Annotated in this window: 19 protein-coding genes and 1 pseudogene; 16 read left to right on the top strand and 4 right to left on the bottom strand. The window is 44.2% G+C overall.

All coding sequences use genetic code 11. From position 1 onward, the window contains the following. Nucleotides 1-5: 5 nt before the first annotated feature. The 5 genes from BUC01_RS00635 to lacZ are packed head-to-tail and all read left to right on the top strand — an operon-like array spanning nt 6 to nt 10,149. Nucleotides 6-2,219, top strand: coding sequence for a GH92 family glycosyl hydrolase (locus tag BUC01_RS00635; protein ID WP_073312415.1), 2,214 nt, complete (start codon nt 6-8; stop codon nt 2,217-2,219). 6 nt (nt 2,220-2,225) lie between these two features. Beyond that, entirely contained in the window at nt 2,226-3,686 is a 1,461-nt protein-coding gene (locus BUC01_RS00640; RefSeq protein ID WP_073312417.1) for a glycoside hydrolase family 28 protein, read from the top strand. 8 nt (nt 3,687-3,694) lie between these two features. Continuing rightward, nucleotides 3,695-5,554: an FAD-dependent oxidoreductase gene (locus BUC01_RS00645; protein ID WP_073312419.1), complete on the top strand. Its 1,860-nt coding sequence runs from the start codon at nt 3,695-3,697 to the stop codon at nt 5,552-5,554. 12 nt (nt 5,555-5,566) lie between these two features. Beyond that, nucleotides 5,567-7,054, top strand: a complete 1,488-nt coding sequence (locus BUC01_RS00650) for a glycoside hydrolase family 28 protein (protein ID WP_025830544.1) — start codon at nt 5,567-5,569, stop codon at nt 7,052-7,054. A gap of 2 nt (nt 7,055-7,056) precedes the next feature. Continuing rightward, the gene (lacZ, locus tag BUC01_RS00655; RefSeq protein WP_073312421.1) at nt 7,057-10,149 is read left to right on the top strand and encodes a beta-galactosidase, LacZ type; all 3,093 of its coding nucleotides are present in this window, start codon (nt 7,057-7,059) and stop codon (nt 10,147-10,149) included. Between the two features lie 103 nt (nt 10,150-10,252). Here the strand turns inward: lacZ and BUC01_RS00660 are convergent, their stop codons facing one another. Then, entirely contained in the window at nt 10,253-10,615 is a 363-nt protein-coding gene (locus tag BUC01_RS00660; RefSeq protein WP_025830543.1) for a hypothetical protein, read from the bottom strand. A 232-nt stretch (nt 10,616-10,847) separates the two neighbouring features. Here BUC01_RS00660 and BUC01_RS00665 point away from each other — a divergent pair, with 232 nt between their 5' ends. Further along, the gene (locus BUC01_RS00665; protein WP_025830542.1) at nt 10,848-11,642 is read left to right on the top strand and encodes a LiaF transmembrane domain-containing protein; all 795 of its coding nucleotides are present in this window, start codon (nt 10,848-10,850) and stop codon (nt 11,640-11,642) included. A 4-nt stretch (nt 11,643-11,646) separates the two neighbouring features. Next, nucleotides 11,647-12,453 carry a LytTR family DNA-binding domain-containing protein gene (locus BUC01_RS00670; protein ID WP_025830541.1) on the top strand — a complete coding sequence of 269 codons (807 nt, stop codon included), beginning with the start codon at nt 11,647-11,649 and terminating at the stop codon, nt 12,451-12,453. Nucleotides 12,454-12,625: 172 nt separating this feature from the next. Here BUC01_RS00670 and BUC01_RS00675 read toward each other — a convergent pair whose 3' ends face one another. Both BUC01_RS00675 and BUC01_RS00680 read right to left on the bottom strand, forming a co-directional pair. Next, entirely contained in the window at nt 12,626-14,284 is a 1,659-nt protein-coding gene (locus BUC01_RS00675) for a flotillin family protein (RefSeq protein ID WP_025830540.1), read from the bottom strand. Between the two features lie 23 nt (nt 14,285-14,307). Beyond that, on the bottom strand, nt 14,308-14,805 hold the full coding sequence (locus BUC01_RS00680) for a hypothetical protein (RefSeq protein ID WP_025830539.1): 498 nt from the start codon (nt 14,803-14,805) through the stop codon (nt 14,308-14,310). Nucleotides 14,806-14,963: 158 nt separating this feature from the next. Here BUC01_RS00680 and BUC01_RS00685 point away from each other — a divergent pair, with 158 nt between their 5' ends. The 5 genes and pseudogenes from BUC01_RS00685 to BUC01_RS25660 all read left to right on the top strand — a co-directional run bounded on the left by BUC01_RS00685 (nt 14,964) and on the right by BUC01_RS25660 (nt 17,856). Further along, the gene (locus tag BUC01_RS00685; protein WP_025830538.1) at nt 14,964-15,422 is read left to right on the top strand and encodes a hypothetical protein; all 459 of its coding nucleotides are present in this window, start codon (nt 14,964-14,966) and stop codon (nt 15,420-15,422) included. 102 nt (nt 15,423-15,524) lie between these two features. Continuing rightward, nucleotides 15,525-15,965 carry a hypothetical protein gene (locus BUC01_RS00690; protein ID WP_025830537.1) on the top strand — a complete coding sequence of 147 codons (441 nt, stop codon included), beginning with the start codon at nt 15,525-15,527 and terminating at the stop codon, nt 15,963-15,965. Nucleotides 15,966-15,972: 7 nt separating this feature from the next. Continuing rightward, complete coding sequence (locus BUC01_RS00695) at nt 15,973-17,187, top strand: sodium ion-translocating decarboxylase subunit beta (protein WP_025830536.1); 1,215 nt, start codon at nt 15,973-15,975, stop codon at nt 17,185-17,187. Nucleotides 17,188-17,374: 187 nt separating this feature from the next. Next, nucleotides 17,375-17,572, top strand: a pseudogene (locus BUC01_RS26145) (glycosyl hydrolase 2 galactose-binding domain-containing protein); the annotation flags it as partial. Next, on the top strand, nt 17,482-17,856 hold the full coding sequence (locus BUC01_RS25660; protein WP_025830535.1) for a glycoside hydrolase family 2 protein: 375 nt from the start codon (nt 17,482-17,484) through the stop codon (nt 17,854-17,856). The pseudogene BUC01_RS26145 and the gene BUC01_RS25660, both read left to right, overlap by 91 nt. Nucleotides 17,857-17,978: 122 nt before the next feature. Here BUC01_RS25660 and BUC01_RS00710 read toward each other — a convergent pair whose 3' ends face one another. Then, a complete protein-coding gene (locus BUC01_RS00710; RefSeq protein ID WP_025830534.1) occupies nt 17,979-19,445 on the bottom strand; it encodes a catalase in 1,467 nt (488 codons plus the stop codon). 162 nt (nt 19,446-19,607) lie between these two features. On the opposite strand from BUC01_RS00710, the gene BUC01_RS00715 reads away from it, so the two are divergent. The 4 genes from BUC01_RS00715 to BUC01_RS00730 all read left to right on the top strand — a co-directional run bounded on the left by BUC01_RS00715 (nt 19,608) and on the right by BUC01_RS00730 (nt 23,929). After that, entirely contained in the window at nt 19,608-20,273 is a 666-nt protein-coding gene (locus BUC01_RS00715; protein WP_025830533.1) for a M15 family metallopeptidase, read from the top strand. 62 nt (nt 20,274-20,335) lie between these two features. Beyond that, nucleotides 20,336-21,493 carry a zinc metalloprotease gene (locus BUC01_RS00720; RefSeq protein ID WP_021967504.1) on the top strand — a complete coding sequence of 386 codons (1,158 nt, stop codon included), beginning with the start codon at nt 20,336-20,338 and terminating at the stop codon, nt 21,491-21,493. Nucleotides 21,494-21,571: 78 nt separating this feature from the next. Then, nucleotides 21,572-22,702: an AAA family ATPase gene (locus tag BUC01_RS00725; RefSeq protein WP_007660834.1), complete on the top strand. Its 1,131-nt coding sequence runs from the start codon at nt 21,572-21,574 to the stop codon at nt 22,700-22,702. A gap of 12 nt (nt 22,703-22,714) precedes the next feature. After that, on the top strand, nt 22,715-23,929 hold the full coding sequence (locus tag BUC01_RS00730) for a THUMP-like domain-containing protein (RefSeq protein WP_025830532.1): 1,215 nt from the start codon (nt 22,715-22,717) through the stop codon (nt 23,927-23,929). The last annotated feature ends 118 nt before the right edge of the window (nt 23,930-24,047 follow it).

A 24,047-nucleotide genomic window follows, 5' to 3' on the forward strand; every position in this document is an offset into this window, starting at 1 on the left:
ATTAAATGAAAATAAAGGAATGTTTTTGGTGGGTATTTGCTATAATTGGAGTATGCTTTCTGAGCATAAGATGTAGTAATATTGAACAGGATTATTGCTGTTATGTGAATCCTTTTATTGGCAATGCCGATAATGGCCATACATTTCCGGGAGCTTGTGTACCATTCGGAATGATACAAGTAAGCCCGGAAAGTGGAAATGGTTCGTGGAGATATTGCTCCGGCTTTAATATTGAGGATGACTCTATCATGGGATTTTCTCAAAACCATCTGAATGGTACGGGATGTCCTGACTTAGGAGATATATTAATTCTGCCATTTTGTGGTGATATACAAAATGGCAAATATAAAAGTCGATATGATAAAGAGCATCAAAAAGCTTATCCAGGATATTATTCGGTGTTTTTATCTGATTTTGAGGTGGAAGTAGAGTTGACTGCGACACAGCGTACAGCAATGCATCGTTATACTTTCAGAAAAGAAGGATCGGCACACATTCTGGTAGACCTTCAAAGTGGAATTGTAAGTAAGGATGAACAGCTACGAACTCATGTGATAGATGCAGAAATGCAACTTTTAGATCAACATAGCATCGCCGGAAAGAACAGGGTAAAGATGTGGGTAGAAAGAGAGTTCTTCTATGTTATCAAATTCGACAAACCCTATATGGCTGTTGAGGAACTTCAACCCCAGGAAGGGGAAAAAGCCAAACGCCTTCTTCTTTCATTCGATTTAAAACAAGGAGAAAGCGTTCAAGTAAAAGTTGGCCTGTCTACTGTCAGTATAGAAGGCGCACAGGAAGCATTGGAAAAAGAAAATCCGGACTGGAACTTTGAGAAAGTGAAGACTCAAGCTGCCGAAGCCTGGAACAATTTATTATCACGTATAGACGTATCGGGCACAGAAGAGCAAAAAGTAAATTTTTACACTTCCATTTACCACTTGTGTATTCAACCCAATAATATAACCGATGTGGATGGAAGATACAAAGGTCCTAATGACAGCATCCTCCATTCTCCCATAGGAGAATACTATTCTACCTTATCTTTATGGGATACTTATCGTGCCGCTCATCCGCTATATACTCTTTTAGTGCCAGAGAAAGTCAATGGATTTGTCAATTCAATGTTATCTCATTGTGATATACAGGGTTATTTGCCTATATGGGCTTTATGGGGCAAAGAAAACCATTGTATGATTGGCAACCATGCTATACCCGTTATTGTAGAGGCATATCTGAAAGGGTATAAAGGTTTTGACCCGGAAAGAGCTTACGAAGCAATCAGAAAATCATCATTAGAGTCCCATCCGAAGTCTGATTGGGAAACATACAATCAGTATGGATATTATCCTTTCGATCTTATTCCTGAAGAATCGGTTTCCAGAACTTTAGAAAGTTGCTATGATGACTATTGCGTGGCGCAGATGGCAAAAGCATTAGGAAAAAAGGAAGATTATGATTTCTTTTCCAAAAGAGCTCGCGCATATACATCCCTATTTGATCCGGCAACAAAACTAATGCGAGGAAAAGATTCACAAAGCAAATGGAGAGATCCTTTTGATCCTTTCAGATTATCACATGCCGGGACTTCCGGAGGGGATTATACCGAAGGCAATGCATGGCAGTATGTATGGCATGTGCAACACGATGTAGATTCTTTGATTGAGATGATGGGAGGAAATAAAGCATTTGCAGCAAAACTCGATTCACTTTTCTGGCTTGAGAACAAGACTGTAAATACAGGTTTTGTATCGGATGTGACTGGGCTTATAGGACAATATGCTCATGGTAATGAACCCAGCCATCATGTAGCTTACCTATATAACTATGCAGGAGAACCCTGGAAAACACAAGAACTTGTCCGCGAAATCTTTGATCGCTTTTATTTGCCCGTTCCCGACGGATTATGCGGGAATGATGATTGTGGGCAGATGTCCGCATGGTATTTATTCTCAGCCATGGGATTTTATCCCGTAGACCCTATCAGTGGAGAATATATTATTGGTGCTCCTCAATTGAAAGAAATGGTGTTACGTATGGAAGCCGGAAAGAATTTCACCATTCGTGCTGAAAACTTATCAAAAGAAAATAAATATGTAAAGGCAGTCTTCTTGAATGGAAAAGAGTTAAAACGCTTCAGAATCTTTCATCATGAAATCACAGACGGAGGTATTTTAGAATTTATCATGACGGACAATCCGTCAGAAACATTTAAATAACTGATTATGAGAACATATATATTATCAATTCTTTTTTCCCTTTCTTGTTCTTTAGTATGGAGTAAAGAATATAATGCATCTTTCTTTGGCATAAAGTCTGATGGAGTAACGTTGAATACTAATTCTATCCAGACCGGCATCGATTATATTCATAAAGAAGGAGGAGGCGTTTTAGTTTTTAATGTCGGCCGTTATTTAACAGGTAGCATTGAACTCAAATCGAATGTAGCGATACAATTGAAGGAAGGGGCAGTGCTGGTAGGCTCTCTGAACCCATACGACTATAATACGGAAGGGCCTTGTTACAGTATGATTCGAGCTATAAGTCAAAAGAATATAGCTATTTATGGAAAAGGAGTAATTGACGCACAAGGACGCCAAGTATCATATAACATAATCGACCAGGTGCATAAAGGTTTTATCAAAGATCCTCTGGAAAACGACAGGCCGCGTAGACCGCGAGGGATTCATTTCAGGCAATGCCAGGGTATAACTATAGAAGGAATCACTATAAAAAACACCTGTGACTGGACACAGGAATACGAAGAGTGCGACTCGCTATGGGTGAGGGGAATTACAGTCGACAATAAAGCATATTGGAATAACGATGGCATTGATATCGTCGATTGCCGGAACGTAGTAATAGAAAATTCCTTCTTCGACGCTTCGGACGATGCAGTCTGCCTGAAATCCCATAAAGCCGAGGCTGCATGTCGGAACGTAGTGATTCGTAATTGTACCATGCGTTCAAGTGCTAACGGAATAAAATTAGGCACTATGACAGTTGGAGGATATGAAAATATCCGGATTATAAACAATAAGATTTATGATACTTATCGTTCAGCATTAACGATAGCCACTCCTGACGGAGGATATGTCCGAAACATAGTAGTGGATAGTTTGCAAGCTTATAATACAGGAAATGCTATATTCCTTCGGATAGGCAACCGTACACATTCAGATAAAGTCGGTTCTATGGATTCCGTTCTTATTTTTAATTTGTATGTGGAAATTCCCGAAGGGAAACCGGATGCAGGATATGAGTATGAGGGACCAATAGAACATATGCCCAGAAATATATCTCCGGCAAGTATCATTGGACTGAAAGGGCACCCCATAACACACGTGACTCTGAAAAATGTGGTAATCAATCACCCGGGAGCAGGAAAACCGGAAATAGCAAAGGTCGGCATTACTCCGGAAGAATTAGATAAAGTTCCTGAGTTGGCAGATTCATATCCTGAATTTTCATGTTTCAAAGAACTCCCGGCGTGGGGTCTCTATCTCCGACATGTTGAAGGGATTGCTTTAGAGAACGTTACATTTATTGCCCGAAAAAGAGATTATAGACCGGCTATAGTACTGGATGACGCACACCATGTCAACATGAGTAAAATGACAATCCAGGAAGCCGTAAAAAAGAAGCAACAGATACATGTATATCAATCTACTAATATCACTAAATAGAAACTACAATGAAACAATTACTAATAACTTTACTATTATTTTGGAGTATCAATGTTTTTGCACAGCAAACATATGATATTGTTATAGTGGGAGGAACGCCCGGCGGATTGACCACAGCACTTGCAGCTGCCAAGCTTGGAAAAACGTCTGTTATTCTGGAACGTACACAGCATATCGGAGGCCTGCCTTCCAATGGGCTGGGAGCAACGGATATTGTAACCCGGGCAGCTACAACAGGATTATTCAGAGAGTTCACTTGCCGCATCAAAGACTATTACAAAAAGAAATATGGTGTGACTTCCACACAATATCAGAGATGTGATGATGGTTTCCGTTTCGAACCTTCAGTAGCAGAACAAGTATTTACTGACTGGCTGGGAGAATATAAAGGTCTAATCACTGTTTTAACAATGCGGCAATTTGATTCCAGCCCCCGCAATCTAAAAAAAGTAGATGACAAGATTGTGCAAATCAATATACTGAATCGTGATAAAAATACTCAAGAAGAGTATCGAGGCAAGATTTTCATTGATGCAACCTATGAGGGAGATCTGGCAGCAGCAGCCGGAGTGCCTTTTAGAGTAGGGCGAGAAGGTAAAAATGAATTTGAAGAACCCGGAGCAGGCAGTGTTTACAAATACTGGCATGGTCCGGAAATGGATGCTTCCACATTTATTGGAGATAACGCTGTCCAAGCCTACAACTACCGGTTGTGCCTGACCAGGAATCCAAATAATAAAGTCCCCATAACAAAGCCCCAAAATTATGACCGCAATGAATATGCATCTATTATCGATGATGTTTGGACGGGACGCCACACCCAAGCCGAGATGGTGAATGTTACTCCGGAAATGTTAGAAGCCAATAGAAACCACATAGCTAAAGGCAATCCTACTATGATTCCCGGTGACAAATGGGGACTTGGAAAAGTAGTAAACCTGGTTGAGATTCCAAATGAAAAAACAGATGCCAATAACCAGCATGCTGCCTTTGTCTCGTCAGATCTGCCCGAAGAGAACTGGGCATGGCCTACAGCTGGTTGGGCATGGCGTGACAAATTTGCAACAAGACTAAGGGAATATACAGAGGGATTGCTCTGGTTTGCCCAAAACGATAAAGAATTACCCGATCATTTCCGGAAAGCGGCTCGCGAATGGGGGTATGCAAAAGATGAATACACAGATAACGGGCATTTTCCCAGACAAGTATATGTGCGTGAAGGACGTCGATTCGAAGGACTTCACTTTTTCATAGCAAGTGATGCGATGCCTGTAAAAGGTGGTGGAAGACCTCCTGTGTACTTATCAAGTATCACAGCCAGCCATTATGGATTTGATTCACATGCCACCCATAAACGGGAACCCGGCATGGTGCACCTGAATGGTTTTCTGGGCTATCCGACATCACCTTACACTGTTCCTTATGGAGTGATTGTTCCCAAAGATGTAGATAATTTATTGTTTCCGGTCCCTATCTCCGGTTCTCACATCGGTTTCTCTACACTTAGGATGGAGCCATGCTGGATGGCTATGGGACAAGCTGCCGGTGTAGCGTCTTCGGTTGCAATAGATGAAAAGGTAAAAGTCAAGAACATCAATATATCTATGATGCAAGATGTCTTGCTTGAGCAAGGTACTACTCTGATTTATTATAAAGATGTCTCATTGGATGATAAAGATTTCTCAATGGTTCAATACATGGGACTTCGAGGCTTTTTGCCCGAATGGGAAGCAAGATTAGACGAAGCGATAGAGGAACAGACTTTAAGTTACTGGAAGCGCTTGTCTAAATTGAATATAAAAGTCCAGTCGGGAGTTTCTACGCGAAGGGAAGTTTTGAATGAGTTATATGTAAAGATGAAAAAATAATGATTTGATACTATGTTAAAAAGAAAATTACTATATGCTTTGTCGGCTCTATTCCTCTGTTGGACCGGTGTCCGGGGACAAGATTACTCTATAATGGATTTTGGGGCAAAACCTGATGGAGTAACTTTGAACACGCACACCATCCAATATGCGATTGATTATGTCCACACGGCAGGAGGAGGAAAACTCATTTTTGATACCGGAAACTATTTGACCGGCACTATATATTTAAAATCCAATGTTACTTTGCACTTAGCGCAAGGAGCTGTTTTATTGGGTTCATGTAATGCCTTAGATTATAAAAAGGATGAATATATACAACGGACAGCCTTGCTTTTTGCCGTACAGCAAGATAATATCGGTGTGACAGGCGAAGGAACAATTGATGGCAGAGGATTTATAGTAGCGAACAATCTGATTTCACACATCCAGAGAGGACTGATAGATGATCCGTTGCACATGGACAGGCCTGATGAAACAAACCGTCCCCACAATATTTATTTCAGAGAATGCCGGAATGTACGGATTGAAGGGATACGGATGCACGATCCGGCAAGTTGGAATCAAGCCTACGACCAGTGCCGACAAGTCATTATAGACAATATAAATGTTGATTGCAAATCTTACTGGAATAATGACGGGATAGATATCGTAGATTGCGATAGCGTCAGAATCAGCAATTCCTTTTTCGATGCCGCCGATGATGGTATCTGTTTCAAATCACATGAACCATCGCAAATCTGCCAGAATGTGGTAGTTGATAATTGCATCATACGTTCAAGTGCCAGTGGCTTAAAATTCGGAACAGCATCAAAAGGAGGTTTTCGTGACTTTATCATCAAGAATCTTACGGTTTATAACACCTACCGTTCCGCCGTAACATTCGCCACCGTGGACGGAGGCATCATCGAGAACATATTTGTCGATAGCGTACGTGCCGTGAATGTGGGAAATGCATTCTACCTGCGAATAGGAGACCGCTGGAATTCCGGGCAGAAGCCGCTTATGAAGAATGTCACTCTTTCAAACTTCAATGTAAAGTTGGCAAACTCTAAGCCTGATGCGGGCTATCCATATGAAGGTCCGGTAGAGCATCTGCCCCGTAACATTTCTCCTGCAAGCATTATCGGTTTACCTGAAGATCGAATTCAAGGGATTACTCTCAAAAATATAGATATAGAATCTCCGGGAGGAGGCAATCCCTTCTATGCCAAATGCGGATTGACCGCAAAAGAACTGGAAGGAATACCTGAGATGAAAACAGCTTATCCGGAGTTCTCACAATTCAAAGAACTTCCTGCTTGGGGAATCTTCATACGTCATGCAGATGATATCCGGCTGGATAATGTGAAATTGAAAGTCCACTCTTTTGATTACAGACCTGCTATTGTAACGTCGGATGTAAAAGGAGTTATTTTAGAGAGAGTAGATGTACAACCTACCCCCAATGACAAAAGAGAACAGTTTTTTATGTACAAAACATCTAATGTCACAAAATAGATATGCTGAAAAGAATATTGGTCCTAGCTATTATATGTTGGGCTGTAACACTTGCCCATTCTCAGGAAGTATTGTCCGAATGGGAAAATCCTGAAGTAAACAGTATAAATACGGAACCGGCTCATGCCTCTTATATACCTTATCGATCTGTAGCAGAGGCAGAACGAAGAGTATCTTCTATGGTACACTCTCTGAACGGAGAGTGGAAATTTAAATATATCTCCGGAATATATGCCTTACCAGCCGCTTTTTATAGTACGAACTATAATGATGGTTCATGGGATTATATTCAAGTCCCTGGCAACTGGCAGCTACAAGGAGAATATGATCCGCCTGTTTTTACGAATGTGAAATACCCTTTTGAACCTAATCCACCCTATATTCCCCGAGAATCCAATCCGATAGGCCTGTACCGTCGGAACTTTGTTGTTCCGGCTGATTGGAAAGATGAAGAAATCTTTCTGCACTTTGCCGGAGTACAATCTGCCATGTATGTCTGGGTGAACGGGGAAAAAGTGGGATATCATGAAGACGGAATGTTGCCGGCAGAGTTTAACATCAGCAAATATTTGCAGAAGGGTGAAAATCAGTTGACTGTCCAGGTTCTAAATTGGTCTGACGGCAGTTACTTAGAAGACTTGGATTATTGGAGATTAAGCGGCATCTATCGTGATGTCTTTTTGTTTGCACTTCCTAAAGTCCACATCAGGGATTTCTCTATTTCCCCCAACCTGGATATGGAGTATAAGGATGCAGAATTGAATGCAGTCGTTTCCATAAAGAATGAGACAAGAGAACTCGTCAGAGATGGTTGTTTGCGTGTTTCTTTAAAAGAAACATCCGGCAAATTGATATGGACAAGACAGTTTTCGTTCAGTGTAGCCTCGGGGGAAGAACAAGAAATCTCATTCTCAGAGAAAGTATCTTCTCCTTTAAAGTGGACGGCAGAAACACCTGATTTATATCGCTTGGACATAGAACTATCAAGAAAGTATGGAACCGTTCAACAGGTTATTAGCCAGAAGATAGGATTCAGAAAAGTAGAAATTAAAAATGGACTGTTGCTGTTGAACGGACAACCTATAAAAATAAAAGGAGTCAACAGGCATGAGTTCGATCCCTACACCGGACGATACATTACACGCGAGATGATGGAGCGTGATATAAAACTGATGAAATTATTTAATATAAATGCAGTGAGAACATCTCATTATCCCAATCATCCAGATTGGTATGACTTGTGTGACGAATATGGGCTGTATGTAATGAATGAAGCCAATGTAGAGAGTCATGGCCTGTGGGCAAAAGGATTCCATGTCGGAGAAAGGGATGAGTGGAAAAGTGCCATTATCGAAAGGAATGTGAATATGGTGGAAAGGGATAAGAATCACCCTTCTGTCATCTTCTGGTCTATGGGAAATGAATCCGGTTGGGGGAAGAACTTTGACAAGGCCTATGAAGAGATAAAAAGGTGTGATCCAGAAAAACGTCCGGTTCATTATGAGGCAAAGAATCCTGCTTATACTAAAGTACTTTCAAGGTATGACTTCATTTCCAATATGTACAATCCGCTTAATGAGATTATCAGGCAGTATAATGAGGATCAGTCACGTCCTATGTTGATATGTGAATATGCCCACTCTATGGGAAACGGTTTAGGCAATTTCAGAAAGTTCTGGAATTTATTTTATAAATATCCACGTATGCACGGAGGATTTACCTGGGATTGGGTAGACCAGGGATTACGCCTGAAAGACAAAGATGGAAAGGAATATTGGGAAGTAATGAATTATAGCGACGGGGCTAATTCAAATGACGGTTTGGTGAACCCTGACCGGGAAGTCCAACCGGAGATATATGAGTTGAAAAAGGTCTATCAAAATTTCAACGTAGAGAATATAGATATAAACGAAGGCCTTGTTTCAATATCAAACACAAACTACTTTATAGATACAAAGGGGATTACTTTGTGTTGGACATTATTAGAAAATGGAGTCCCTATAGAGCGTGATACCATTACTACTTTGAATATAGCACCCCAAAGCAAGCAATTGATAGAATTGAATTTCTCCAGGAAAAATTTGAAAGCGGGAAATGAATATCATGTAAACTTTAGTTTTTATGATACGAAAAAACGGAACTACTCTGATGGTAGTGTAGAGATAGCTTCAGAACAATTAGCTTTAGACTTGTTTCCCGAACCATTCGTAGAGAAAGGGATCAGCACCGTTTCCCCCCTTCGGGTGGAAAGGGAAAATGGGCTCACAGTTACAGGAAAAGATTTTCATATACATTTTGATAAACTCACAGGAGCAATGTCACAGTTCGTTTACAGAGGAAGTGGTTTGCTTAAATCTCCCCTACTACCATGCTTCTGGCGGGTTCCGACCGACAACGACGAAGGACGTAACAACTCTTATGCAAGTTCGTGGCGCAAAGCAGGACTAGATGATTATAAGATAAAACCGAAGCAACTGGATTTCGTGGTTCTGCCTACCGGATATGTACAAGTCTATACCAATAATCTATTGGACTGCAAAGAAGGCAATATCCTGCAAAAGGCAAATTATACGGTTTCTCCCGAAGGTGAAGTTATCATTGATGTGGTCTTCCATGTAAATGTAGATGTCCTGTCATTGGCAAGAGTCGGGATGGAGTGTGCTTTACCCGTTGAATGGCAAAATCTTACCTGGTTTGGAAAAGGGCCTCATGAAAGCTATGATGACAGAAAAGAATCTGCTTACGTCGGTATCTACAAGGGGACGGTCGGCGAACAGTTCTTTTCACATATCATGCCCCAAGAGAATGGAAACAAAACAGATAACCGCTGGCTAGAAATATACGATGATTCCGGAAGCGGAATACGCATAACCGGAAAGCCACTCTTTAATTTTAATATTCAGAATTACTCCGATAAAGATTTGGAGCGTAGTAAGATAGAACATACATTAATTCGTGGTGAAAAGAACTGGTTGCATATTGATTATAAGCAGATGGGGCTTGGAGGAGACGACAGTTGGTCGCCCAGAGTCCATAAAGAGTTCTTGTTAAAGAATAAAGTATACCACTATACATATACCTTAAGACCTCTCTGATTGTAGGGCTCTCATTTATGAAAATAAGGTTGTAACTTTTATCTAGTTACAACCTTATATTATAGTCCCAAACCTGGAATTTCCAGATTATAAATCTACCCCCTTATTTCGACTCCAGATATAGCACCTCCACCTCCGTCACATTATCATGGAACCACTCGTCCAGCTTAGCTTCCACTTTATCTTTTATCTGAGGTGTGATATACTTCTTCACCTTCTTATAAGCATAAACGGCAGCAAAGCCCTTTCCTACCATAAAAATTTGTCCCAAAACATCTTCTATGCTGGTAGGGAATACAATCGCTACCAGAGCAATCATGATATTGGTTCGCTCACTCTCGGGAGTCGTATCGGCAGTCATCACATAATAGGCTGTCAGTACGGGACGACCGGCGGCACGGCCACCTTTCTTTATATACTCTTCTACTTTAATACGGATTTCATCCATTGAAAAATTCAGTTTCATAGCTCTTCTTTTTTTCTTATTAGACGCAAAAGGATGAACTTTGGTTGCAGTAAATTGCATTTTTTTCAGCAAATAGCCTTATTTTTATCTCCGGATTCACCGATTCATACCCGGAACTCATCGGCTTTTCTACCGTAAATCACCCGCAAGGGCTATTCAGGGACGGATAATTCACTTACCTTTGAGCCATCAATCCATAATAACGGAATATTAATCAATAACGATAAAAACAATGGAAAAGAAACAAAATTTCCTGTCTCATGCAGGGTTATCAGGCAAAGTACTGGTTGCTTCTCTCTTCATCATCTCCGGAATATTGCTGTTCGCCCGCAATGTGGGGTGGATGAGTTACGAGATATTCGACATTGTGGTGTCCTGGCACACTCTCCTTATTATATTAGGTATTTATACAATGACGCACCGCCATTATATAAGCGGACTTATCCTTACACTGGTAGGAGCCTACTTCCTGATTGGAGGATTATCATGGTTGCCGGAGAACTCGCAGGCTTTCGTCTGGCCTGTCGCACTGATAGTGGCAGGTATATTGTTCTTTGTAAAGGCACGCCACCGGGAGCGTTGGATGAAAGACCACATGCACGGAGATTATCATGACTGGGCAAAGGGAAGAGGAAGACACATGCACATGAATATGGGCATGAACAACCAAGAACAACAATGCGAGTCCGATGACGGTTATCTGCGCTCAGACAATAGTTTCGGAGGTGTACGCCACGTTGTGTTAGACGAATTGTTCAAGGGAGCCAGCATCCGAACTTCATGCGGAGGAACGACCATCGACTTGCGCCACACGCACATCGCTCCCGGAGAAACCTATATTGACATTGAATGTAATTTGGGTGGCATAGAACTGTATATCCCTTCGGATTGGAAAGTTATAACCAAATGCAACGCATTCTTCGGAGGCTGTGAGGACAAACGCTGGCAAAGCGCAAACATTAATCAAGAGTGTATATTAGTAATCCGTGGAAAAATATCTTTTGGCGGTTTAGAGATAAAAGACTAACAATATGAGAGCACATCCAATAATAGATTATCCTTACCGTTGGCTTCCGGTGCTTGTGCTGGTATTGGTTCTGGCAATTATCCAGGCGGCTCTGTCGTGGTGGTATGCCGGGGCGGACTGGCTTCCGGCACTGGTAGACGGAGTCACGACTATCGGATGGTTGGCAGCTTTGACATACCTGGCATGGTTTGTGGTAGGTTATGTATCCATGTATCAAACAAATTTCATCACGATTGTGATAGGAGTATTGCTATGGATTGCAGGAAGTTTCATGGTTTGCGACATCATGGCAAAGATAGTGGGAATACCTTATATATCTTTCGCTTCTACACTGCCTTTCCGGCTTCTGTTTGGCATACCGGCATGGATAGCTGTCATACTGTGGTATCACCTGCTGGTAGTGAAGGACTCGATGACACAGGAAGAGGAATTCATTGCACCACCACAGGAGGTAGTGGCAGAACCGGAACAGCAAGAAGAAATAATTGACCGCATCACGATAAAAGACGGCTCACGGATAAACATCATCAAAGTAGATGAATTGTTATACATTCAGGCTTGCGGAGATTATACCACTTTGGTCACCCCGTCCGGAGAGTACATCAAAGAGCAAACCATGAAATATCTTGAGGCCCATCTGCCTGCTGATAATTTTGTACGCATTCATCGTTCTACGATTGTGAACGTAACACAGATATCACGGGTTGAGTTGTTCGGCAAAGAAACGTACCAGGTATCATTGAAGAATGGAGTGAAATTGCGGGTAAGTCTGACGGGGTACAGATTGCTGAAAGAAAGATTGGGGATATAAAAGTATCTCCATTCGCCTCCTCCGGGGAGATACTCTCTATATACAAATGTATCCGTCATTCTGAGCGCAGTCGAAGAATCTACTCTCCTTTATAAAGCTGCGCTATGCTATCAGGAGAAGAGATTCTTCGACTGCGCTCAGAATGACAGATACATTCAGTTAATAGAAGGAATTATTTCTTCTTTTCGTCCTTCTTAGGCTCTTCCTTCTTAGCTTCCGGTTTGTCTTCCTTCCCTTCCGGATGGATAATTCCCTTCACCGTCTCACCGATAGGCAGTTTATCCAATACGCCAAGGCTCGGAGCTACCGTCTTCACCAATGAACTCAGAAAGTTGCTTGTGCTTCCGTTTCCACCGTCGAAGACTGTGATGTTTCCTAAATTCATATGTTCGAAAGCCTTCACCTGCTCGCCGGCAATTTCCTTCCACTGGTCTACCATCTTATACTGGATGGCAATAGCCGGGTTAGACTCTGCCGCACGCACCATTGCCTCGAAACCTTCCGCCTCTGCAAGCAACGATTTCTTCTTACCTTCCGCCTCAGCTTCCAGTTTCATCTGAATGGCCCGTGCTTCAGCTTCGGCCTGTGCCAGAGTTGCCTTTGCGCGTGCTTCGGCTTCACGAATCACCTTTTCGGCAACAGCATCCGCCTGAAGAATCGCTTCCTGTTTGGCCACTTCGGCAGGCACAATCTTTTCCGCTTTCAAAGAAGACTCCACCTTGCGGGCTTTAGCCTCTTCCACTTCCTTTTGTGCAACCTCCCGTGCTGTCTGTACGGCAGCCTCCGAACGTGCTTTGGCTTCACCGGACTGTTTATCGGCATCGGCACGTGTCACGGCCAGTTCGGCATCAGACTGCGCAACCGCTTTCTGCGCCTCGTTTCGTCCGATGGCAGCTTTCTTTCCGGCTTCTGCCTGCTTGATTTCCATGTCAGAGTTCAATTCGGCGATGCGGCTCTCCTTCTCCGTGTTGGCTTGCTCGATTCTGATATTCTTCTCAGCCTCAGCTTTTGCCACTTGCGACTCTTTCTCCGCATTAGCCACAGCCACCTGCGAAATTCTATCCTTATCGGCATTAGCCACCGAAATCTCCTGCAACTTCTTTGTTTCGGCAATGGCTATATCCTGGTCTTTGCGCGTTTCGGCAACTTTTGTTTCACGTTCCTTAATCTGAGTGGCAATCTTGATGGCACCCAGCTTTTCCTGTTCTTCGATGTTTGCCTGAGCCTCGTTCAGCGCCTTGCTTTCGGCTTCTTTACCCAGATTGACGATATAGTTGGCAGCATCACGAATATCACTGATATTGATATTCATCAGATACAAACCGAATTTGCGGAGTTCAGTATCGATGTTATCCTTTACTTTGGAAAGGAATTTATCGCGGTCGGAGTTCAGTTCTTCAATCGTCATGTCGGCAATAACCAGACGCATCTGACCATACACAACATCCGTAATCAGGTTCTGTTTGTCGTCTATCGTCAGCCCCAGCATACGTTCGGCAGCGTTCTGCATCACGTCGGCATCGGTGCTGATGGCAACCGTGATAGTGGTCGGCACATCCACACGGATGTTTTGTGCAGACAGGGCACCGGTCAACTTACAGTCTATCTGCATGGGTTTCATCGACAGGAATTCATATCCCTGGATGATGGGCCACACGAAGGCAGCACCACCATGATACAACTTGGCAGACTTCTTCTCGCCTCCCGTCTTACCATACACTACCAATACTTCGTCACTCTTACACTTACGATAGCGGGAGAGGATACCAACAAAGGTAAGCAAAATAACCGCCACGAGTATGGCAGCCATAATCATCATTTCTTGTGTCATAAATCTATGTTTTTGAGTTTTGTTTATTGGATATACAATGTTCCATCCTTATAGATGGAGATAATAGTTTTGTCACCTGTCTGATAAGTCTTGCCGGCTTCAGACACCACGTCTACCTCGCGCATGGCACCGTCGCGGCTTACCTGTACGATATACTTGCCGTCTCCCTGCTTGAAGTAGATGGTGCATTCACGTCCCACAAGCTGTTCCGTCTTTTCCGTCTTGTTGACCTGCTGCAACTGATAGGCTTTCTTATAGAGAAACCACACCGCAAATACGAAAAACAGACCAATCAGGATAGCGATGCTATAACTCTGAATGTCAGTATTTCCAATCAGATACATGTACCAGCCGAAGCCGATGCCGAAATGCGTAAGTCCTTTGAAAGATACCACACTGCTGATGTCGGTATCTACATCCACATCCGCATCAAGGTCTCCGAAGAAGATAGAGAGGATAAACTGTATCACAAAAATACCAGTTGTGACAAGGGCGATAATCAGGAATATATTAGTACTCATAGGAATTTGGATTACTGTGCCTTACGATATATTTAGATATATTATTCCAAATATACACATTTGCAGGACATGCACAAAGAAACAGTTTCTTATTTAACAAAATTTTCTTGAAGGGAATGCAACATTGCGTCCGATTATTTGTTACGTTTACAGCCGCTATGATGAAACATCTGCACTATACACTCCTGTTCGTGTGCCTTTTCTTAGGATTGCTGGCAATCCTGCATGAGGAACAAACGGATTTTCGGATAACCACCGGAAGCCCGGCAGAGGTTTCCGTCAAGTCTGCAAAGGTTTCTATCGAGCCCGCAAAGGCAGAATGTTCCTTTTCCGCTTCGCCCAACAGCCTTTCATCCATTGCCCACCGTCCGCTTCTCAGCGACGAAAGCAATGAACGTAAAATCAGCGGTATCCTTTTCACGGAAAGCCCGTACAATCAGGCCAATGCTCCTTCAAAGCTATTGAAACTTAAAGTCTATCCGCCAACCGGGCAGACACAGCATTTGTTCCCCGTACACCTGACGGAGGAACGGAGTCCCAACCTGTTTTTCACTCCCAGCGCCATCCGCTATCATTACGGGTACTACGTCTATGCGTTGGAGCGTATATTGATTTAACGCCGCCACACCACGTACTATCAATCTTTTCACCGGAGATGTGCCGTTGCACGTCTCAGGCCAGTCCATTGTTTATTCACTTCTAAACTTAATGTAATAATTATGCTCGATTTATTAGTAGCCACCCTCGAAATGATGGGGCTCACCTTCGTAATCGGCTTCTTTGTAGCGTTCGTCATCAAGATGATTGCCGTTGCTGCCGATACATTCGACTTTTACAGTTCGCACCAGAAAGAACTGGACCGCCTGCGCCGCTTGCGCAAACTACGTCAGAAAGTGGAACTCATGATACGGGACATCCCCCTGGAAGAAAACAGTCTATACAGCGATAAGCGCGAAGAGTTCAGCCGGGGCATCAACCGGGAACTCACCGACTATCGCGGATACTATCACGGTGTGAGCACCGGAGTGTCCCAAGGCAACCTGATGGATTATTATTATCCCGAAGACACACACATGATGTATCTGCGCGAACAGGAAGAAATCATCTATCAAAACAAGAATAAGAAACAGTCTAATAAATCTACCGGTAAGTCAAAATAAGGATATTATGGAAAATATAGATTTCGCAACCCTGTTCCAGGGATTTGGAACGATGATGGAAAGTGGTTGGCTGCTTGCGTCAACCCGTATGTTTTTAGTGGCTTTGGGACTTCTGCTTATATACCTGGGATGGAAAGGCATACTCGAACCGATGGTAATGATACCGATGGGGCTGGGCATGGTTGCCATCAACTGCGGAACGCTGCTGATGCCGGACGGCACGCTGGGCAACCTCTTCCTCGACCCGATGCTCTCGGACACGGACGACCTGATGAACACCATGCAGATAGACTTTCTGCAACCCGTCTATACGCTGACGTTCAGCAACGGGTTGATAGCGTGTTTTGTGTTTATGGGTATAGGTACGCTGCTGGACGTAGGATTCTTGTTGCAGAAACCTTTCGTCAGCCTGTTTCTGGCGCTGTGCGCAGAGTTGGGCACTTTCCTGACAGTGCCCATTGCTTCGGCTCTGGGACTGACACTGAAAGAGAGTGCTTCCGTGGCAATGGTGGGAGGTGCGGACGGACCTATGGTTCTGTTTACGTCGCTGGCGCTTGCCAAGCACCTGTTTGTGCCTATCACGGTGGTAGCTTATTTGTATCTGGGATTGACGTATGGCGGCTACCCGTATCTGGTGAAATTGCTAGTGCCGAAACGCCTGCGTGCCATCAAGATGACGTCGAAGAAAGCTCCGAAGAATTATGATGCCAAAGTGAAACTGGCGTTCTCGGCTGTGCTTTGCGCGGTGCTGTGCTTCCTGTTTCCGGTGGCTTCGCCGTTGTTCTTCTCCCTGTTCCTGGGGGTAGCGGTTCGTGAGTCGGGAATGAAGCATATCTATGATTTTGTTAGCGGGCCTCTGCTGTATGGGTCTACGTTCATGCTCGGTTTGCTGCTGGGCGTACTTTGCGATGCGCATTTGTTGCTCGACCCGAAGATACTGAAACTGTTGGTATTGGGTGTCATAGCACTGTTGTTCTCCGGTATAGGAGGCATTATGGGCGGATATATCATGTACTTCATCAAGAAAGGGAATTATAATCCGGTGATAGGGATTGCGGCTGTCAGTTGCGTACCCACTACGGCAAAGGTGGCACAGAAGCTGGTAAGTAAAGATAATCCGGATTCGTTCATCCTGGGGGATGCTCTGGGGGCTAATATTTCGGGAGTGATTACGTCGGCTATCATTACGGGTATTTACATTACGATTATTCCATATCTGTAGCGGAAATGAATCAATACAGATACGGTCTATCCTACACTGCCTCCTCATGCCAACCTGCAATTATCTGCCCCCCGATATACCAAGATGAGACAATTATCCTTACCTTTGACTTTACATATACAAGCAGACCGGAAACAGCCGGAAAGGATTGAAAACGACATTCAACATAACTCAATAACTAATTACCATGAAAAAGCCCGATTTGAACCTAAAGCGAGCGTCATTATTAACCTCATCGCTCCTATGCAGTGCCTTATTAATAGCCGCCCCGCTTCGGAAAGAACTGAACGAAGGATGGCAATTCAAGCAGGCACGCCTCAGCAACTGGTATCCCGCCACCGTGCCCGGAGTAGTACACACCGACTTGCTGAACAACAAAATCATCGGAAACAGTTCAACGACCAGTACAACGTCACCCCCCAGGTAGTGGCAGAGTATGCACCCGAAAGTTTCTACTGGCCTTCGTCCCCCTTCGCCCGATTTGACGGTGGCAGCGACAACTTCGCCCGTGCGGTCTTCATCGCCACCGGAGACGTGGACAGTTCGTTCAGCGACAATTATTTTGATATTCTTCCCGGCGGTTCCGTCAAGGTAGAAGTCTATACGGACTTGCCGCAGGACAGGTTTGAAAAACAGCTGAAAGTGGTTTCTCTGAGTGATGAATATTAGTAGTATCAAAAATAAGTTTGTGTGTATGTGGGCAAATGATTACTCGCCCACATACACACAAACTTATTTCTGACAGACCTCCTTTCTATATGATAAGGTCTGCATATTACTCAAGGCAATAACTATCGGGTAGCCTTCAAAGCCTCTTCCAAGTCAATCCCCAAAGCTTTGGCCACACCTGCGCCATAAGCCGGATCTGCTTTATAGCAATTGCGCACATGGCGTTGTTTGATGAAGAGTTCGGCATCACCCATGGCGCGGGCAGTGTTTTCAAACAACAGTTGTTGCTCGTCCGCAGGCATCAGTCGGAACAAATCGCCCGGCTGGCTGTAGTAATCATCATCATATTCACGCTCGTTGTAGTTATAGACGTCGCCATGAACCTTCAAAGGCGGTTCTTTCTTCTCGGGAGAATCCTGCCATTCGCCATAACTGTTCGGTTCATAACTTTTGGCTGAACCATAGTTACCATCTACGCGCATGGCACCGTCGCGATGGTAGGCATGGAACGGACAACGGGGCTTGTTCACCGGAATTTGTTCTGAGTTTACACCCAAGCGATAACGTTGGGCATCGCCATAAGAGAAGAGGCGGCCTTGCAGCATCTTGTCGGGAGAGAAGCCGATACCTTCTACAATATTCTGGGGGTTGAAGGCAGCTTGTTCCACTTCAGCGAAGTAGTTTTCGGGATTACGGTTCAGTTCCAGGATACCTACATCCTGCAATGGAAAATCTTTATGCGGCCAAACCTTCGTCAGGTCGAATGGATTGATGCGGTAATGATCCGCTTCTTCCTCGGTCATTAATTGAATCTGGAACTTCCACTTCGGGAAATCGCCTTTCTCAATGCTCTCGTACAAATCCCGCTGATGTGATTCGCGGTCTTTGGCAATGATGGCTTCGGCTTCCTGGTCGGTCAGGTTTTTAATGCCTTGCAGGGTGCGCAGGTGGAACTTCACCCAGATGCGTTTGTTATCGGCATTGATGAAGCTATAGGTATGACTACCGAAACCGTGCATGTGGCGATAGGAATAAGGAATGCCACGGGGGCTCATGGTGATGGTCACTTGATGGAGAGATTCGGGCAGAAGGGTCCAGAAGTCCCAGTTATTGTTCGGACTGCGCATATTGGTGCGCGGGTCGCGCTTGACGGCGTGGTTCAAGTCGGGAAATTTCAACGGGTCACGCAGGAAGAATACGGGGGTATTATTTCCTACCAGGTCCCAGTTGCCTTCTTCGGTATAGAACTTCATTGCAAAACCACGGATGTCACGCTCGGCATCGGCAGCCCCGCGCTCACCGGCCACGGTAGAGAAACGGACAAAGCACTCCGTCTGCTTGCCTACTTCGCTGAAGATGGCGGCACGGGTGTACTTCGTAATGTCATGTGTCACGGTAAACGTGCCGTATGCACCGGAGCCTTTGGCATGCATACGTCTTTCGGGAATCACTTCACGGTCAAAGTGGGCGAGTTTCTCAAGAAACCAGGGGTCTTGCATCATGACCGGACCACGTTGTCCGGCTGTCTGGGTGTTCTGATTGTCGGCGATTGGTCGACCATTAGCAGCGGTTAGTTTTTTCTCTTCCATGGGATTTTGTTTAATGAATGAATTATTATGTAACAAAAGTAGTTCTTCTTAGGTTTACCTCCAACCGACAAAATCTATACACTGATAGACAAAATCTATGTATCTCACAAATATAGGTAATTCCTTGGGAATTCGTACCTTTGCAATCCCTAAAAGAATGGTATGAAACATCTATTTTATCTTTTAATAACCTTCTGGTTCATCCCCCTCGCAGCACAACAAAGCCAGACTGCCCGCCACATGGAAAATCTCGGTTTCGTAAACATTGCCGAAGCGGACAGCACCATTGCCATCGACCTGATGTATACACGTGCCGATAACTTCACCGGACGGGTGTTATACGAAGATTTGCACGAGGCCTATCTGCACCCCGACGCCCTGAAAGGACTGCTACGGGCACAGCAGGAATTAAAGAAGCGGCATCCCCGCTACCGCCTGATTGTTTACGACGCCGCCCGCCCCATGAGCGTACAGCAAAAGATGTGGAACGTGGTGAAAGGCACTTCCAAATATATCTACGTCTCCAACCCGGCACGTGGCGGCGGACTGCATAACTACGGTCTGGCAGTAGACATCAGCATACTGGATGAAGCGGGAGTCCCTCTGCCGATGGGCACGAAAGTAGACCATCTGGGTCCCGAAGCCCATATCACGAACGAAGCCGCCCTGGTGCAAAGCGGAAAAATGACGAAACAGGAACAAGAGAACCGCCAACTGTTGCGCACCATTATGCGTGCCGCAGGTTTCCGCACTCTGCCCAGTGAATGGTGGCACTTCAACTGGTGCAGCCGCCAGGAAGCCAAACAAAAATACAGGGTTATACCGTAAAATCCCCTATATTCCTTATATTTGTGCAGAGAAACCAGGTAAAAACTCATACCGGAACAACTATGAAACAAGCTCTCAAACTTATACTCTCCACCCTGTTCGGTGCATGCATCGGTTTCGGGGCAGTGATGCTTTGCATTACATTCTTTACGGAAACCACACTCAGTGAATTCTTCGGCAACATGGGGAATGTACAGCTAAGCAGATTATTGCTCTCCTGTATCCTGTCGTTGGTATGCCTCATACTTGCTGTCTTCGTACAAATCATCCTGCACGAAGGCGGACATCTGATTTTCGGGCTTGCTACCGGCTACCGGTTCGTCTCTTTCCGTGTGGGCAGCCTTACCCTGATAAAAGAAGGTGGAAAGTTCCGCTTCAAACGCTTCTCCATCTCCGGCACAGGCGGCCAATGCCTGCTTTCCCCACCGGATAAGCCTTACGAACAAATGCCTTACTTCTGGTACAATGCAGGCGGGGTACTGATGAATCTGTTGACGGGAATCATCGCACTTATTCTTTGGATTTCGTACCCTGAATTGCCGTTACCCCTGCATCTATTCCTCCTATTCTCCTTTATCTGCGGTTTCTTCCTGGCGCTGATGAACGGCATCCCATTGAAAATGTCGGGCATCACGAATGATGCCTACAACCTGATATTGATGCACCGCGACCTGAATACCCGGAAGTACCTGGCCCTTCAATTAGCCGTCAACGCTGAAGTTCAGAAAGGCATGAGACTGAAAGATATGCCGGACGAATGGTTCCCGAACGATGAAGTGACAGACTATAAGAATATCATGCAAGTTGCCGTAAAATTACTCTATATCTCGCGCTATGTCGACCGGAAAGAGTTCAAGACAGCGCAGGTCCTTTTCAGCGAGATAGAACAACACAAAGAAGAAATTGTAGGATTATACGTAAAAGAAATCGAATGCGAACTCTTGTTCCTCGAACTGATAGGCGAACGAAGACAAGAAGAAGTGGAGCGACTTTATACAGACAGGACAAAGAGATACATCCAGCGATACAAGACCATGATGTCCTCCAAACAACGCCTGCTGTGTGCACTTGCCTTGTATTGGGAGAACCGGCCGGAGCGTGCGAAGGAGATTTATGAGAAGGTAGTCCGTAAGCGGGACAAGTATCTGCTGCAAGGTGAAGTCAACTCTGATTTGGATATCATGGAGACGATACTTCGGGAAGCACAAATACAGGTTTAAGTGAAGCCATTATTATTTTCTTTGCATTATTACTTTATAATAATTATCTTTGCATAATCATCATAAAGTAAAGAAGCCATGCCAATCATCCGAAACCCTTTCATTATAAACGGATACATATCCCCCGCCTATTTCTGTGACAGGAAAGCGGAGAGCGAGATACTTATCCGCCAAATGACCAATGGTAATAATATCGCGTTAATCTCAACGCGAAGAATGGGTAAGACAGGATTGATACGTCATTGCTTCCAGAGTAAAGAAATTCAAAAGGCATATTACACATTCTTTATTGACATATATGCAACTAAATCTCTGCGTGAGTTTGTGTTTGCCCTTAGTAAAGAAATTATTGAGTCATTAAAATCCTCGGGCAAGAAAGCGATACAGACTTTCTGGGAAACGATGAAGTCGCTGCAAGCCAGTCTGACATTCGACTTTAATGGTAACCCTTCATTCAATTTAGGCTTGGGAGACATCCAGTCTCCGGATGCTACATTGGATGAAATATTTCATTATCTGGAACAGGCCAACAAGCCCTGTATCGTAGCCATTGACGAATTCCAGCAAATTACCAATTATGCAGAAGACAATGTAGAAGCTATCCTGCGTACTTATGTGCAACATTGCAACAATGCCCATTTCATCTTTGCCGGAAGCCAGAGGCACATTATGGGTAATATATTCCTGACAGCATCACGTCCCTTTTATCAGAGCGTATCGATGATGCATCTGGAAAGCATCCCTTTAGAAGAATACATCAAATTTGCTCAGAAACATTTCAAAGAAGCAAATAAGACTATATCCAAAGAAGCCATCGAACACATATACAAATATTTCGATGGTATAACCTGGTACATGCAGAAAGTACTGCATACCCTGTATGACATGACACCTGTCAATCAGGTTGCCGATATTTCGATGGTAGAGGAAGCCATCTGTCAAATCATAGGCTCGTTTCAATATACCTACTCCGAGACCCTTTTCCGGATGCCCGAGAAACAAAAAGAACTGCTCATTGCTATTACCAAAGAAGGGAAAGCAAGTGCCATTACCTCCGGTGCATTCATCAAGAAATATAGATTGCCATCTTCCAGCTCTGTACAATCGGCATTAAAAGGACTGTTGGAAAAGGATTTTGTCACACAAGAGGCGGGAGCTTATCAGATTTACGACCGTTTCTTCGGATTATGGCTTCAAAGAAACTACTAAACGATAAGGTTTATGAAACTGAATGACGAAACCCTTCGTTTTATACACGAACACTGCAAGGATGATGTACGCAACCTGGCTCTGCAAGCGCCGAAATATCCCGGTGTGGATATGCCTGTCGCACTGACACAGATAGCAGGCAGACAGGCGGCGGCAGAGAAAATACCATCCTGGTATGCAGAAGAAGGCATTCTATATCCCCGCCACTTGTCCTTAGAGCAATGTTCCTCGGAAGCTACGGCACGATACAAAGCATCTATCATTCCGGAGTTTTCCTCCGGCACACTGGCCGACTTAACCGGAGGGTTCGGCATAGACTGTGCTTTTCTTTCTCCGAAATTCCATCATGTCACCTATGTGGAACGGCAGGAGGTTCTTTGCGAAATTGCTTCGCATAACTTTCCGCTACTGGCTCTGAAGCATATCCGGATAGAAAACAAAGACGCCATCCGGCATCTGCAAGAAATGTCTTCCGCCGACTGGATATTCATTGACCCCGCCCGTCGAGACGGACATGGCGGTAAGACCGTCGCCATTGCCGACTGTGAACCGAATGTAGCCGAACTGGAATCCCTGCTGCTCGAAAAGGCGCAGCACGTAATGGTGAAACTCTCCCCCATGCTCGACTTGTCTTTGGCTATTCAGGATTTAAAGTACGTACAGGAAGCACATATTGTTTCTGTAAACAATGAATGCAAAGAACTCTTACTCATCTTAGGACACAATACTGTTGCCGCAGAGAATATTCCCATCCATTGCATCAATCTGCAAATGAAGGATGGGAGAAATACAGAGCCAACCGGACAGTTCTTCACTTTCACCCGCGAACAGGAACAATCAAGCTCCAATGAATATACCGATACTTTAGATAAATATCTATATGAGCCCAATGCGTCCATCCTCAAAGCAGGGGCTTTCCGCAATGTAGCCTGTATATATAAGGTGAAGAAACTGCATCCCAACAGTCACCTCTATACTTCCGGTGAACCGATAAAGAACTTCCCCGGAAGAAGCTTCCGGATAACGGGTATATGTACATTGAATAAGAAAGAACTAAAAAGCGTATTAGGAGATCTGAAGAAAGCCAATATCACGGTTCGTAACTTTCCAAGTTCAGTAGCGGAACTCCGTAAACGTATCAAATTGAGCGAAGGCGGAGAAGTTTATCTGTTCGCTACGACCTTGATCAATGAACAGAAAGTTCTGATCCGTTGCGAGAAAATATAAATGCCTTGTAACAGGTATTTTCCTTTTTAATGTAACCTCAGCAAAACAAGATGTAACATCCGGAAGAAATCTGTAACATAGGCTTAACTATCTGAAATACGATTCTTCTTCCAAATCC

Source organism: Bacteroides stercorirosoris (assembly GCF_900142015.1).
In the GTDB taxonomy this organism is placed as follows: Bacteria; Bacteroidota; Bacteroidia; order Bacteroidales; family Bacteroidaceae; genus Bacteroides; species Bacteroides stercorirosoris.

What these genes read in the sequence shown, in the direction of transcription:
- BUC01_RS00635 (WP_073312415.1), top strand. Translation starts at nt 6, where the DNA reads ATGAAAATAAAGGAATGTTTTTGGTGGGTATTTGCTATAATTGGAGTA.
- BUC01_RS00640 (WP_073312417.1), top strand. Translation starts at nt 2,226, where the DNA reads ATGAGAACATATATATTATCAATTCTTTTTTCCCTTTCTTGTTCTTTA.
- BUC01_RS00645 (WP_073312419.1), top strand. Translation starts at nt 3,695, where the DNA reads ATGAAACAATTACTAATAACTTTACTATTATTTTGGAGTATCAATGTT.
- BUC01_RS00650 (WP_025830544.1), top strand. Translation starts at nt 5,567, where the DNA reads ATGTTAAAAAGAAAATTACTATATGCTTTGTCGGCTCTATTCCTCTGT.
- lacZ (WP_073312421.1), top strand. Translation starts at nt 7,057, where the DNA reads ATGCTGAAAAGAATATTGGTCCTAGCTATTATATGTTGGGCTGTAACA.
- BUC01_RS00660 (WP_025830543.1), bottom strand. Translation starts at nt 10,615, where the DNA reads ATGAAACTGAATTTTTCAATGGATGAAATCCGTATTAAAGTAGAAGAG.
- BUC01_RS00665 (WP_025830542.1), top strand. Translation starts at nt 10,848, where the DNA reads ATGGAAAAGAAACAAAATTTCCTGTCTCATGCAGGGTTATCAGGCAAA.
- BUC01_RS00670 (WP_025830541.1), top strand. Translation starts at nt 11,647, where the DNA reads ATGAGAGCACATCCAATAATAGATTATCCTTACCGTTGGCTTCCGGTG.
- BUC01_RS00675 (WP_025830540.1), bottom strand. Translation starts at nt 14,284, where the DNA reads ATGACACAAGAAATGATGATTATGGCTGCCATACTCGTGGCGGTTATT.
- BUC01_RS00680 (WP_025830539.1), bottom strand. Translation starts at nt 14,805, where the DNA reads ATGAGTACTAATATATTCCTGATTATCGCCCTTGTCACAACTGGTATT.
- BUC01_RS00685 (WP_025830538.1), top strand. Translation starts at nt 14,964, where the DNA reads ATGATGAAACATCTGCACTATACACTCCTGTTCGTGTGCCTTTTCTTA.
- BUC01_RS00690 (WP_025830537.1), top strand. Translation starts at nt 15,525, where the DNA reads ATGCTCGATTTATTAGTAGCCACCCTCGAAATGATGGGGCTCACCTTC.
- BUC01_RS00695 (WP_025830536.1), top strand. Translation starts at nt 15,973, where the DNA reads ATGGAAAATATAGATTTCGCAACCCTGTTCCAGGGATTTGGAACGATG.
- BUC01_RS25660 (WP_025830535.1), top strand. Translation starts at nt 17,482, where the DNA reads ATGGCAATTCAAGCAGGCACGCCTCAGCAACTGGTATCCCGCCACCGT.
- BUC01_RS00710 (WP_025830534.1), bottom strand. Translation starts at nt 19,445, where the DNA reads ATGGAAGAGAAAAAACTAACCGCTGCTAATGGTCGACCAATCGCCGAC.
- BUC01_RS00715 (WP_025830533.1), top strand. Translation starts at nt 19,608, where the DNA reads ATGAAACATCTATTTTATCTTTTAATAACCTTCTGGTTCATCCCCCTC.
- BUC01_RS00720 (WP_021967504.1), top strand. Translation starts at nt 20,336, where the DNA reads ATGAAACAAGCTCTCAAACTTATACTCTCCACCCTGTTCGGTGCATGC.
- BUC01_RS00725 (WP_007660834.1), top strand. Translation starts at nt 21,572, where the DNA reads ATGCCAATCATCCGAAACCCTTTCATTATAAACGGATACATATCCCCC.
- BUC01_RS00730 (WP_025830532.1), top strand. Translation starts at nt 22,715, where the DNA reads ATGAAACTGAATGACGAAACCCTTCGTTTTATACACGAACACTGCAAG.